The organism is Pseudomonas orientalis, from assembly GCF_001439815.1.
Lineage (GTDB): Bacteria > Pseudomonadota > Gammaproteobacteria > Pseudomonadales > Pseudomonadaceae > Aquipseudomonas > Aquipseudomonas orientalis.
The window spans coordinates 351045-364196 of record NZ_JYLM01000001.1 but is presented as its reverse complement, the minus strand read 5'-3'; the positions used below and the strand labels follow the sequence as shown (position 1 = coordinate 364196).

General features: G+C 61.5%; 13 protein-coding genes. 8 read left to right on the top strand and 5 right to left on the bottom strand.

Translation table 11 applies throughout. The features are described 5' to 3' along the window. Positions 1 to 193: 193 nt before the first annotated feature. A complete protein-coding gene (locus tag TU82_RS01625) occupies positions 194 to 979 on the top strand; it encodes an outer membrane protein OmpK (RefSeq protein WP_057721396.1) in 786 nt (261 codons plus the stop codon). 124 nt (positions 980 to 1103) lie between these two features. Here TU82_RS01625 and TU82_RS01620 read toward each other — a convergent pair whose 3' ends face one another. Both TU82_RS01620 and TU82_RS01615 read right to left on the bottom strand, forming a co-directional pair. Continuing rightward, positions 1104 to 2234: a patatin-like phospholipase family protein gene (locus tag TU82_RS01620; protein WP_057721395.1), complete on the bottom strand. Its 1131-nt coding sequence runs from the start codon at positions 2232 to 2234 to the stop codon at positions 1104 to 1106. Between the two features lie 160 nt (positions 2235 to 2394). Next, positions 2395 to 3330, bottom strand: a complete 936-nt coding sequence (locus TU82_RS01615; protein ID WP_057721394.1) for a lipid A biosynthesis lauroyl acyltransferase — start codon at positions 3328 to 3330, stop codon at positions 2395 to 2397. 119 nt (positions 3331 to 3449) lie between these two features. Between TU82_RS01615 and minC the strand changes: the two genes are divergently transcribed. From minC to TU82_RS01585, 7 genes are all read left to right on the top strand, one after another. Then, positions 3450 to 4187 (top strand): septum site-determining protein MinC, encoded by a 738-nt coding sequence (gene minC / locus TU82_RS01610; RefSeq protein WP_057721393.1) that lies wholly within the window; start codon positions 3450 to 3452, stop codon positions 4185 to 4187. Between the two features lie 200 nt (positions 4188 to 4387). Continuing rightward, positions 4388 to 5200, top strand: coding sequence for a septum site-determining protein MinD (minD, locus tag TU82_RS01605; protein ID WP_017737535.1), 813 nt, complete (start codon positions 4388 to 4390; stop codon positions 5198 to 5200). 3 nt (positions 5201 to 5203) lie between these two features. Then, positions 5204 to 5458, top strand: a complete 255-nt coding sequence (minE, locus tag TU82_RS01600; RefSeq protein ID WP_003175252.1) for a cell division topological specificity factor MinE — start codon at positions 5204 to 5206, stop codon at positions 5456 to 5458. A 202-nt stretch (positions 5459 to 5660) separates the two neighbouring features. Continuing rightward, positions 5661 to 6296 (top strand): RluA family pseudouridine synthase, encoded by a 636-nt coding sequence (locus tag TU82_RS01595; RefSeq protein ID WP_057721392.1) that lies wholly within the window; start codon positions 5661 to 5663, stop codon positions 6294 to 6296. 169 nt (positions 6297 to 6465) lie between these two features. After that, on the top strand, positions 6466 to 7755 hold the full coding sequence (locus TU82_RS01590; RefSeq protein WP_057721391.1) for a M18 family aminopeptidase: 1290 nt from the start codon (positions 6466 to 6468) through the stop codon (positions 7753 to 7755). A gap of 148 nt (positions 7756 to 7903) precedes the next feature. Then, complete coding sequence (locus TU82_RS28845) at positions 7904 to 8080, top strand: hypothetical protein (protein ID WP_164484911.1); 177 nt, start codon at positions 7904 to 7906, stop codon at positions 8078 to 8080. 66 nt (positions 8081 to 8146) lie between these two features. Next, positions 8147 to 10318 (top strand): mechanosensitive ion channel family protein, encoded by a 2172-nt coding sequence (locus TU82_RS01585; RefSeq protein WP_057721390.1) that lies wholly within the window; start codon positions 8147 to 8149, stop codon positions 10316 to 10318. A gap of 107 nt (positions 10319 to 10425) precedes the next feature. Here TU82_RS01585 and TU82_RS01580 read toward each other — a convergent pair whose 3' ends face one another. From TU82_RS01580 to TU82_RS01570, 3 genes are all read right to left on the bottom strand, one after another. Next, on the bottom strand, positions 10426 to 10647 hold the full coding sequence (locus tag TU82_RS01580) for an MbtH family protein (RefSeq protein WP_057721389.1): 222 nt from the start codon (positions 10645 to 10647) through the stop codon (positions 10426 to 10428). 82 nt (positions 10648 to 10729) lie between these two features. Beyond that, the gene (locus tag TU82_RS01575; protein ID WP_057721388.1) at positions 10730 to 12130 is read right to left on the bottom strand and encodes an aspartate aminotransferase family protein; all 1401 of its coding nucleotides are present in this window, start codon (positions 12128 to 12130) and stop codon (positions 10730 to 10732) included. A gap of 232 nt (positions 12131 to 12362) precedes the next feature. After that, positions 12363 to 13130: an N-acetylmuramoyl-L-alanine amidase gene (locus tag TU82_RS01570; RefSeq protein WP_057721387.1), complete on the bottom strand. Its 768-nt coding sequence runs from the start codon at positions 13128 to 13130 to the stop codon at positions 12363 to 12365. Positions 13131 to 13152: the final 22 nt, after the last annotated feature.

Genomic DNA, 13152 nt, shown 5'->3' with positions numbered 1-13152 from the left:
CGGCGCACTTGAGCCCCGACGTGGGAGCCAGTATTCTCCGCGCCCGCTTGAATCGACGGTTTTTTACCGCCTTGGCGCGGCTTTTGCTGTAGCCATAAAGCTGACCAATCAGACGAGTTTTCAGCAACACCCAAGGCGCCGTATCAGAGCGCCAGATTAGAAAAAACATAAAACTTTAACTCGGGAGCACCGAATGAAACCTATGTTCAAAGGCCTGATGCTGGCGGGATCCCTGCTGGGCGGTGGCCAAGCCGTGGCCGGTGACTTGTTGCAGTGGCAGAACAACAGCCTGACCTATCTGTGGGGCAAGAGCTTTACCGTCAACCCGCAGATCCAGCAAACCGTCACCTTCGAACATGCCGACGCGTGGAAGTACGGCGACAACTTCTTCTTTCTCGACCGTATCTTCTACAACGGCAAGGAAGACGGCAACGTCGGTCCGAATACCTACTACGGCGAGTTCAGCCCGCGCTTGTCGTTCGGCAAGATTCTGGACAAGGACCTGTCATTCGGCCCGATCAAGGACGTGTTGCTGGCCTTCACTTACGAGTTCGGCGAAGGCGACAACGAGTCGTACCTGCTGGGCCCGGCGTTTGACTTGAATATTCCGGGTTTCGACTACTTCCAGCTGAACTTCTACCAGCGCCAGACCGAAGGCAACCGCCCGGGTGACGGCGTGTGGCAGATCACCCCGGTGTGGTCGTACACAATTCCCGTGGGCAGCTCCGATGTATTGATCGACGGCTTCATGGACTGGGTGGTGGACAACGACAAGAACGCCCGTGGCACCTACCACGCCAACCTGCACTTCAACCCGCAGGTCAAATACGACCTCGGTAAAGCGCTGCATTGGGGTGACAAGCAGTTGTATGTAGGTTTTGAATACGACTATTGGAAGAACAAGTACGGGATCGAGGACTCGGGCGCATTCAAGACGACCCAGGACACCGCAAGCTTCCTGGTGAAATACCACTTCTGATCAAACACCGCAGTTCAAATGTGGGAGGGGGCTTGCCCCCGATGGCAGTGTGCCAGTCAACAAATCCAGTGACTGACACACCGCTATCGGGGGCAAGCCCCCTCCCACACTCAGCTCTCCACATTCAGTTCTGCATCAGGCCGAGGAATCGGGTGATTTCCTCACGCTTGGCCAACGCATCCTTGCGCCCCAATTCGATCAGTTCGCTGCAATATCCCGCCTCGAACAGCAAGTAACTCAACACCCCCGCCCCGCTGGTTTTGGTCGCCCCAGGCCCACGCAGGAACATGCGCAACGCCGCCGGGAGTTCCTGGCGATGGCGTGCCGCAATTTCATCGATCGGCTGGCTGGGCGCAATCACCAGCACTTCCACGGCCGCCAACCCGGGCGAGACATCGCTGAATTGATTCAAGCGTTCCAGCAATTCGATATCGCTTTCCAGGCTGTCAATGAACGTGCTGTTGAGCATGTGCCCGCCAATCTGCGCCAAGGTTGGCTCCTGGCCGGTGCAGGTGCGCGGCATCGACGGTTCGTTGCCGCGCGGGTTACCGCTGACGCCCACCACCAGCACGCGATTCGCGCCCAGGTGCAGGGCCGGGCTGATCGGGGCCGACTGACGCACGGCACCGTCACCGAAGTATTCCTGGTCGAGTTTCACCGGGGCGAACAGCAGGGGAATCGCCGAGCTGGCCAGCAGGTGTTCCACCGTGATTGGGGTCGGCACGCCAATCCGCCGATGCCGCAGCCAGGGGTCAATGGTGCCGCCGCCCTGATAGAAGGTCACCGCTTGCCCGGATTCATAGCCGAACGCGGTGACCGCCACGGCGTGCAGTTGTTTGCGCTGGATGGCTTCGTCGATACCCGCCAGATGCAGTTTGTCCTGCAGCAAATCGCGCAGCGGTGAACTGTCGAGCAACGCCACCGGGAACTGCCTGCCCAAGCCCAACAGGCTATGAAAGAGGAAGCGACTGGCCTGGCGGATCACGCCCGGCCAATCGCTGCGCAGCACCAGATGGCTGCGAAAGCCCTGCCAGAAAGCGGTGAGGCGTTCGATAGCGGCGGTAAAATCAGTCGCGCCACTGGCCAGGGTGACCGCATTGATCGCCCCGGCCGACGTGCCGACGATCACCGGAAAGGGATTGGGCGCCCCGGGCGGCAGCAACTCGGCAATCGCCGCCAACACCCCCACCTGATACGCCGCTCGCGCCCCGCCGCCGGAAAGAATCAAGCCTGTGACCGGTTCAGCTGGGCGCATTGCGTCACTCCATGTGGCGAAAAATTGGGCTTAACAACGTCACATCATTGTAGGAGCGAGCTTGCTCGCGAAGATCGCCAATGATTACGCGTACATCCTAGGTGAACGCTGTGCTATTGGTTTTTTCGCGAGCAAGCTCGCTCCTACAGTGACAGCAGGGTTATCGACGGCGTTTTTCGTACAGCTTGGGTTCGCCCGGTGGCCGGCTTTTGAAGCGGCGGTGGGTCCACAGGTATTGCTCGGGGCATGCGCGGACCGAGGCTTCGACCCACTGGTTGATGCGCAGGCAGTCGATCTCGTCCGTCTCGCCGGGAAAATCGCTCAACGGCGCATGAATCACCAGACGGTAACCACTGCCATCGGCCAGGCGCTCCTGGGTGAACGGCACCACCAGGGCCTTGCCCAGGCGCGCGAACTTGCTGGTGGCGGTGACGGTAGCGGCCTGGATGCCGAACAGCGGCACGAAGATACTTTGCTTGGCGCCGTAGTCCTGGTCCGGTGCATACCAGATCGCACGGCCGGCGCGCAGCAGCTTGAGCATGCCGCGCACGTCGTCGCGCTCCACCGCCAGGGAATCGAGGTTATGGCGTTCGCGGCCACGGCGCTGGATAAAGTCGAACAACGGGTTGCCGTGCTCGCGGTACATGCCATCGATGGTGTGCTTCTGCCCGAGCAGGGCGGCGCCGATTTCCAGCGTGGTGAAATGCAGGGCCATCAGAATCACGCCCTTGCCTTCCAGATGCGCTTGCTTCAGATGCTCCAGGCCCTCGACATGGGCCAGCCGCGCCAGACGCGGTTTGGGCCACCACCAGCTCATCGCCATCTCGAAAAAGGCGATCCCGGTGGAGGCAAAATTTTCCTTGAGCAGGCGTTTACGCTCTTGCGCGGATTTTTCCGGGAAGCACAGTTCCAGGTTACGCGCCGCGATACGGCGGCGATCGCCCGCCACCCGATACATGCCCGCGCCCAGCAGGCGACCAATGGTCAGCAGCACGCGGTACGGCAGTTGGGTGACCAGCCACAACAGGCCCAGCCCCAGCCATAACGGCCAAAAACGCGGGTGAAGAAATACAGCTCGAAAACGCGGGCGATCCATTACAGATTCCGGTAAAGACAAGGGCCGCGCATTCTACAACGGTTCGACTCGGCTTGCGGCGGGTGAGTGTTCTCGTTATAAGTCTCGACACTTTTCGTGACAAGCCGCTTTCGCCGACCATGAGCCAAACCGAACCGCTAGACCAAGATCCCGTGTTCCAGCTGAAAGGCAGCATGCTCGCCATTACCGTGCTGGAACTGGCCCGCAATGACCTTGATGCCCTCGACCGCCAACTGGCCGCCAAGGTCGCCCTGGCGCCGAATTTCTTCAACAATGCCCCGCTGGTGCTGGCCCTGGACAAACTGCCAGCCGGCCAGGGCGTCATCGACCTGCCCGGGCTGATGCGCGTGTGCCGCTCCCACGGCCTGCGTACCCTGGCGATTCGCGCCAGCCGTATCGAAGACATTGCCGCGGCCATCGCTATTGAACTGCCAGTATTGCCGCCATCCGGTGCACGCGAGCGTCCGCTCGAACCATTGGTCGGTGAAGAGAAGAAAAAACCGGAAAAACCACCTGAACCGGTGATCAGGCCTACAAAGATCATCACCTCGCCCGTACGCGGCGGGCAGCAGATTTACGCCCAGGGCGGCGACCTTGTGGTGGTCTCCTCGGTCAGCCCCGGCGCGGAACTTCTTGCCGACGGTAACATCCATGTATACGGCCCGATGCGCGGCCGCGCCCTGGCCGGCATCAAGGGTGATACCAAAGCGCGTATTTTCTGCCAGCAGTTGACCGCTGAGCTGGTTTCCATCGCGGGTCAGTACAAGGTTTCCGAAGATCTGCGCCGTGATCCGCTATGGGGCGCTTCGGTACAGGTCAACCTGTCGGGCGATGTGTTGAACATCATTCGTCTTTAACGGATACTGCCGCATTTTCCAAGCATCTCTAGACTCTGATAGCAAAGCGAAACTGGCAATACTTGCGTAGGACTATTTGGAAGCTGGCGTTTCCCTTGGGCAAACCCTGGCTTTTCCCTACAAAGGCTGTCCGCCTGCAGCGAGTTTCAAGAGATGTTTTTCAGGGACTGAACGTCCTTTTTCCTTAGGGGTGAAACACCTTGGCCAAGATTCTCGTGGTTACATCCGGCAAGGGTGGTGTGGGTAAGACCACCACCAGCGCCGCTATCGGTACCGGCCTCGCTCTGCGCGGCCACAAGACAGTCATCGTCGACTTCGACGTCGGTTTGCGTAACCTCGACCTGATCATGGGCTGCGAACGCCGCGTGGTGTACGACTTCGTCAACGTGGTGAACGGCGAAGCCAACCTGCAACAGGCCCTGATCAAGGACAAGCGCCTTGAGAACCTGTATGTGCTGGCCGCCAGCCAGACCCGTGACAAGGATGCGCTGACCAAGGAAGGCGTAGGCAAAGTCCTCGCCGAGCTGAAAGAAACCTTCGAATACGTGGTGTGCGATTCCCCGGCCGGCATTGAGACCGGTGCTCACCTGGCGATGTACTTTGCCGATGAAGCCATCGTGGTGACCAACCCGGAAGTGTCCTCGGTACGTGACTCCGACCGCATGCTCGGCCTGCTGGCCAGCAAGTCCCAGCGCGCCGAGAAAGGCGAAGACCCGATCAAGGAACACCTGCTGCTCACCCGCTATAACCCTGAGCGCGTCAGCAATGGCGAAATGCTCGGCGTTGAAGACGTCAAGGACATCCTCGCCGTGACCCTGCTGGGTGTGATTCCGGAATCCCAGGCCGTGCTGAAGGCTTCCAACCAGGGCGTACCCGTGATTCTCGACGACCAGAGCGACGCCGGCCAGGCGTACAGCGATGCCGTCGACCGTCTGCTGGGCAAGACCGTGGAACACCGCTTCCTCGATGTCAAGAAGAAGGGATTCTTCGAGCGTATCTTTGGAGGCAACTGAACAATGAAATTTCTCGACTTCTTTCGCGCCAACAAAAAACCAAGTACCGCATCGGTCGCGAAAGAGCGTCTACAGATCATCGTGGCGCACGAACGCGGCCAACGCAGTACCCCGGACTACCTGCCGGCCTTGCAGAAGGAACTGGTCGAGGTAATCCGCAAGTACGTCAATATCGGTAACGATGACGTGCATGTCGCCCTGGAAAATGACGGCAGCTGCTCGATTCTGGAACTCAATATCACCCTGCCTGATCGTTGATCGAACAGGCGGCCGCCACGGCGGCTCTGCTACCTGGCCCCTGTACTGCTGTAGGAGCGAGCTTGCTCGCGAAGAACCTGAGAACAACGCGTTTCACCTGAATGAACGCGGTGCTGTTGAGTTTTTCGCGAGCAAGCTCGCTCCTGCAAGGTGAGGGGGCAGTCAGTGGAGCCGCCGTTGGCGTTTGTTACGAGGCTGTTTAATGCCGCTGTCCAACATCCATATCCTGCATCAGGACGACGCTGTCCTGGTGGTGAACAAGCCGACCCTGCTGCTCTCGGTGCCCGGCCGCGCCGATGACAACAAGGACTGCCTGATCACCCGCCTGCAGGAAAACGGCTACCCCGAAGCCCGTATCGTCCATCGACTGGACTGGGAAACGTCCGGCATTATCCTGCTGGCCCGGGACGCCGATAGCCACCGCGAACTGTCCCGCCAGTTTCACGACCGCGAAACGGAAAAGGCCTACACCGCCTTGGCGTGGGGCCAGCCGGAACTGGACAGCGGCAGCATCGACTTGCCCTTGCGCTATGACCCGCCGACCAAGCCACGCCATGTGGTGGATCACGAATTCGGCAAGCACGCGCTGACCTTCTGGAAAGTGCTGGAGCGTTGCGGCGACTGGTGCCGCGTGGAACTGACGCCGATCACCGGGCGCTCGCACCAGTTGCGCGTGCACATGCTGTCCATCGGCCACCCGCTGCTGGGTGACGGCCTGTACGCCCACGAACAGGCCCTGGCGGCCTGGCCGCGGCTGTGCCTGCATGCGAGCATGCTCAGCTTCACGCATCCACAGAGCGGCGAGCGCTTGCGCTTCGAGTGCCCAGCCCCCTTTTAAGTTGTGAACACAGTCAAATGTGGGAGGGGGCTTGCCCCCGATGGCGGTGTATCAGTTATAAATATTCGACTGACACTCCGCTATCGGGGGCAAGCCCCCTCCCACATTTGTTCTGTGCACTACTGGCCATCGAACGGTAAACTCCGCGCATTGCTGTCTGGAGCTATTTATGCGCGAAGCGTTGAATCAAGGCCTGATCGACTTCCTCAAGGCCTCCCCTACTCCTTTTCATGCCACTGCCGCCCTCGCCCAGCGCCTGGAAGCGGCCGGCTACCAGCGTCTCGACGAGCGCGACACCTGGGCCACCGAGTCCAACGGTCGTTATTACGTGACCCGTAACGACTCCTCGATCATCGCCTTCAAACTGGGCCGCCACTCGCCGCTGCAAGACGGTATCCGCATGGTCGGCGCCCACACCGACAGCCCATGCCTGCGGGTCAAGCCGCAGCCCGAGCTGCAACGCCAGGGCTTTTGGCAGTTGGGCGTGGAAGTCTACGGCGGCGCCTTGCTGGCCCCGTGGTTCGACCGCGATTTGTCCCTGGCCGGCCGCGTGACGTTCCGTCGCGATGGCAAGGTCGAAAGCCAACTGATCGACTTCAAGCTGCCGATCGCGATCATTCCCAACCTGGCCATTCACCTGAACCGTGAGGCCAACCAGGGGTGGGCGATCAACGCCCAGACCGAACTGCCGCCGATCCTCGCGCAATTTGCCGGTGACGAGCGCGTGGACTTTCGTGCCGTACTCACCGAGCAACTGGCGCGCGAGCATGGGCTCAATGCCGACGTGGTGCTCGACTACGAGCTGAGCTTCTACGACACCCAAAGCGCCGCCGTGATTGGCTTGAACGGCGACTTCATCGCCGGGGCGCGCCTGGACAACCTGCTGTCGTGCTACGCCGGGCTGCAGGCCCTGCTCACCAGCGACACCGAAGAAACCTGCGTGCTGGTGTGCAACGATCACGAAGAAGTCGGCTCCTGTTCGGCCTGCGGCGCCGATGGCCCGATGCTGGAACAGACCTTGCGCCGCCTGCTGCCCGAAGGTGAAGAATTCGTACGTACCATTCAGAAATCCCTGTTGGTGTCTGCGGACAACGCCCACGGCGTGCATCCGAACTACGCCGACAAACACGACGCCAACCACGGCCCCAAGCTCAACGCCGGCCCGGTGATCAAGGTCAACAGCAACCAGCGCTACGCCACCAACAGCGAAACCGCCGGGTTCTTCCGCCACCTGTGCATGGCCCAGGAAGTACCGGTGCAGAGCTTCGTGGTGCGCAGCGACATGGGCTGCGGCTCGACCATTGGACCAATCACCGCCAGCCACCTGGGTGTGCGCACCGTGGACATCGGCCTGCCGACGTTTGCCATGCACTCCATTCGTGAGCTGTGCGGCAGCCATGACCTGGCGCATCTGGTCAAGGTGCTCGGGGCGTTCTACGCCAGTCGCGACCTGCCCTGATTCGATGGGCTAACTCGGTCAAAAATGTGGGAGGGGGCTTGCCCCCTCCCACATTTGGTTTGGCGTACACCTGACTTGCATCACATGCATTTTTAACAATCCAGCCTAGACTTGTCAGTATTCCCAATTCGACAAGGCCGTCACCCCCATGATCTCCATGTCCTCGTTCCACACCCTGCTGATCCCCATCCTGATCGGCATGATCCTGCTCGCCGTCGGCTTCAACTTTCGTGACAAACCCCTTGGCGTGTTCGGCATGTGGGTCGGCATGCTGCTGATTCTGGGCACCGTGGTGTACAAGATCCTCGCCAAATTGGCGCAATGACACTCGCATCTGGCATAGCGGCCTCGTACACTCGGTCGATTCGTCGTTTTCAAGGTTGACCGCCTCGTGCTTTCCCGTCTGTTTGCCCTGCCCCGCTACCTGCTGATCACCCTGCTCATGTTACTGCCGCCGACGTCCGCCCAGGCCGTGGGCCTGCCCGGGATGCTGGGCGGCTCCACCAAGGCCCAACCCCAGGCCGAGGTGCCCTTGGGGCAGTCGCTGGATGAGGTGATCAAGACCCTGGAGAACGACCAGCAGCGCAGCCAACTGCTGAGCGACCTGAAAAAGCTGCGCGCCGCCACGCAAAAAGCCCAACCGGCCGCCGAACTCGGTGTACTCGGCCTGATCGGCAGCACGTTGTCGGGCTTTGAACAGCAGTTCTCCGGCGCCGACAGCCCGCTGGGGCGCTGGTCCAATGAAGTCGACCTGGCCAAGGATGAACTCAGCGCACTGATGCTGCCGGCCAACGAATGGTTGCCGATCATCTTTGGCTTTGCGCTGATCCTCGCGGTGTGGAGCCTGCTGGCCGCCGCGCTGATCTGGCTCAGCCACCGCGTGCGCGAACGCTTCGGCCTGCCCGAAGAGTTACCACAACACCCGCGCACCTGGGACATGCTGCGCTTCGCCCTGCGCAAGCTGGGCCCGTGGTTGATCGCCCTGGTGATCACGGTGTACCTGAGCTACGCCCTGCCTTCGTCCTTGGGCAAATCCTTGGCAATGGTGCTGGCTTACGCGCTGGTGGTTGGCACCTGTTTCTCCGCCATCTGCGTGATTGCCTTCTCCGTGCTCGACGGCCCGCACCGTCACCGCGCCCTGTATATCCTGCGCCACCAGGCCTTCCGCCCGCTGTGGTGGATCGGCAGTTTTGCCGCCTTTGGCGAAGCCCTGAGCGACCCGCGCCTGGTCGCGGCGCTCGGCCAGCACCTGGCCCACACCGCCGCGACCGTTGCCAATGTAATGGCGGCGCTGTCCACCGGTGTGTTTATCCTGCGGTTCCGTCGGCCGATTGCCCACCTGATCCGCAACCAGCCGCTGTCGCGCCGCTTGACCCGTCGCGCCCTCACCGACACCCTCTCGATCATCGGCACCTTCTGGTACCTGCCGGCGCTGTTGCTGGTGGGCATTTCGCTGTTCGCCACCTTCCTCTCCGCCGGTGACACCAGCACGGCCCTGCGCCAGTCGCTGCTGTGCACGGTGCTGCTGGTGTTGTGCATGGTGATCAACGGGCTGGTGCGACGCCACGCCCTCAAACCACAACGCGGGCACAAGCGCCATGCGCTGTACTCCGACCGCCTGAAAAGCTTCGTCTACACCCTGGTGCATCTGGTGGTGTGGCTGGTGTTTATCGAGTTGGGGCTGCGGGTCTGGGGCCTGTCGATGATTCGCTTTACCGAAGGCGACGGCCATGAAGTCAGCGTCAAGCTGTTCGGCCTGGGCGGGACCCTGCTGTTCGCCTGGCTGATCTGGATCCTCAGCGACACCGCGATCCACCACGCCCTGACCCGCTCACGCAAAGGCCTGGCCAATGCGCGCGCGCAGACCATGATGCCGCTGATCCGCAACGTGCTGTTCGTGACAATCTTTATCATTGCCGCCATCGTCGCCCTGGCGAACATGGGCATGAACGTCACGCCGCTGCTGGCCGGTGCGGGTGTGATCGGTATCGCCATCGGTTTTGGTGCGCAGTCGCTGGTGGCGGACTTGATCACCGGCCTGTTCATCATTATCGAGGACTCCCTGGCCATCGATGACTACGTGGACGTCGGTGGCCACCTGGGCACCGTCGAAGGCCTGACCATTCGGACCGTGCGCCTGCGCGATATCGACGGCATCGTGCACACCATTCCGTTCAGCGAAATCAAGAGCATCAAGAACTATTCCCGCGAGTTCGGCTACGCGATCTTTCGCGTGGCGATCCCCTACAACATGGAGATCGACGACGCGATCAAGCTGATGCGCGATGTCGGCCAGGCCATGCGCAATGACCCGCTGCAACGCCGCAATATCTGGTCGCCGCTGGAGATCCAGGGCGTGGAGAGTTTTGAATCGGGCAGCGCCATCCTGCGCGCGCGGTTCAAGACCGCGCCGATCAAGCAATGGGAAGTGTCGCGGGCGTTCAACCTGTCGCTCAAGCGACACCTGGATGAAGCCGGGCTTGACCTGGCGACACCGCGCTTGAGTGTGCAGGTGGTGACGGGGGGACAGGAGAAAGAAAGGCCTGAAGTCAACGCAAATTAATTGTGGGAGAGGGCTTGCCCCCGATAGCGGTGTGTCAGTTGATGCATCTGTAACTGATCCACTGCCATCGGGGGCAAGCCCCCTCCCACATTTTTGATCGGCGGTGGTTACGCGAGTGCAGCGCCATCCATCTTCTGACGCAGGCTCAGCGGACGCATATCCGTCCAGTTCTCTTCGATATAGGCCAGGCACTCTTTCTTCATGCCGCTCTTGCCCACGGTGCGCCAGCCCTCCGGCACCGCCTTGTAGTCGGGCCAGATCGAGTATTGCTCTTCGTGGTTGACCACTACCTGAAACAGGATGTCGTCGCGGTCAAATACTGAGGTCATTGCGGTTCTCCGTCGCTCAAAGGCCGGCTGCGCACCATGCGCAGCACTGATATCTGTAGAAACGTATCAAGGGCCAGGAAAATTAGACGCCGGCGACCGCCGCCGCCAGGGCGCGCCCGAAGATCTCGGCGACGCGGTCTATCTCGGCGGCGGTGATCACCAGCGGCGGCAGGAAGCGCACCACACTGCCATGGCGCCCACCCAACTCGAGGATCAGGCCGCGCTTGAGGCATTCGCGTTGTACCAGCGGCGCGAGCTGGTGATGCACCGGCGGATGGCCCTGGATGTCGCACATGCCATTGGGGTCTACCAGCTCCACGCCGAGCATCAGCCCACGCCCGCGAATATCCCCCAGGTGCGGAAAATCGCGCTGCAGGATGCGCAAATGCTCACCCAGGCGCTCGCCCATCGCCGCCGCATGCGCGGCCAGGTCGTGCTCCTTGAGGTAGCGCATCACCGCAGACCCCGCCGCCATCGCCATCTGATTGCCACGGAAGGTACCGGCATGCGCACCCGGCAGCCAGGTGTCGAGCCAGTCGCGGTAGACCACCACCGCCAGCGGCAAGCTGCCGCCAATCGCCTTGGACATTACCACCACGTCCGGGATGATCCCCGCGTGCTCGAAGGCAAACATTTTGCCGGTGCGGCCAAAGCCACTCTGGATCTCATCGACGATCAGCGCGACGCCCGCCTGTTCGGTGATCCGTCGCAGGCCGCGCAGCCAGTCAAGATCCGCCGGTATCACGCCGCCCTCGCCCTGCACCACTTCGACAATCACCGCCGCCGGCGGCAACACGCCGGCTTCGGGATCGTTGAGCAGGTTTTCCAGGTAATGCAGGTTGACCCGTACGCCCTGCGCGCCACCCAGGCCGAACGGGCAACGGTAGTCGTAGGGGAATGGCAGAAATTGCACGCCATTGCCGAGCAACGCGCCCAGGGGTTTCTTCGGCCCGAGGCTGCCCATCAGGCTCAACGCGCCCTGGCTCATGCCGTGATAACCGCCCTGGAACGACAACACCGTACTGCGCCCGGTGGCGGTGCGTACCAGCTTCAAGGCCGCTTCCACCGCATCGGTGCCGGTGGGGCCGCAGAACTGGATCTTCGCCTCCCGCGCCAGCGCCGGCGGCAACAGGCCGAACAGGTCCTGCACGAACTGATCCTTGACCGGCGTGGTCAGGTCCAGGGTGTGCAACGGCAACTCGTCGCTCAATACCTGTTGAATGGCCTGGATCACCACCGGGTGGTTATGCCCGAGCGCCAGCGTGCCGGCGCCGGCCAGGCAGTCAATGAAACTGCGGCCTTCCACGTCTTCCACGTAGATACCCTTGGCACGCTTGAGCGCCAGCGGAATGCGCCGCGGATAGCTGCGGGCGTTGGATTCCTGCTGGCGCTGGCGAGCCAGCAGCGGGGTTTCGTCGAACTGGTAGAGCGTTTCGCTGGCGTGCGCAGGCGCGGCTTCGATAGGGCTGGTGGCGACTGACATCTCTCGATCCCTCAGGTGGTGATCCGTGGGAGTGGGGAATACGCACGGACTTCATGTTCTGAAGACGCATCAGGTGCGCAAGGATTTAGAGACCCGGTCGGATTTACAGATGTATGCAGATCGAATGTGGGAGGGGGCTTGCCCCCGATGGCGGTGGGTCAGCCAGCCATTTTTCAACTGACACACCGCTATCGGGGGCAAGCCCCCTCCCACATTTGAATGGTGTTTGGCTTTAGAGGCCGCGGTATTTATCGTTGAGTGCATACAGGATCGCGCAGGTCTCGGCATCCAGACGCCCGGTATAATCGCGCGGTCGAAAGTGCATCTGAAACGCCCGGGTGCGCTGTTCAAAGGCCTGGCGATTCCAGGCCGGTTTGTAGCCATAGCGCTGAAACGCCCGCTCGACTTCCACTTCCGGCGGCAGCCCCACGCAAAACCGGCGTTGGTACATCGCCCGGGTGCTTTCGTCAAACCAGGCCCCTATTCCGGCTTCGTACAGGCACCGCCAGGGTAGTCGAGGGCCCGGGTCGCTCTTGCGCCAGTACGCCACATCCGAATGCCCGAGGATATCGACCGGGCCGATGCGCGGGTAGCGCTCGAGAATGTCGCGCACCAGCGCAATCAACACCTGCACCTGTTCCTCGCGATACGCCGGAAAAGTGAACACGCCTTTGTCGTCACGCGCCAGGTTGACGATTTCGATGCCGATCGCGCGGCTGTTGAGGTTATCCCGCCCGCCCCAATGACTTGCTCCGGCATGCCAGGCACGCTTGTCCTCGCCCACCAGGCGAAACACACGCAGCTCGTCATAGCCGGCAGCGCGGTAGGCGGGCTCATCGGGATCGGGCAGCAGATAGTGCGCGCTGACCCCATTCCGGGTCAGGGTGCGCAGGGACGATGCGAAGGACGCCGCAGTGTAGTGCAGGATCACCTGCCCCACCCGCTCGCCGTTACGTTCGTTGAAATCCCTGGCAGGGAAACTGGTATCGATGACCAACATAAGATCCGTCCTTTTCAATACG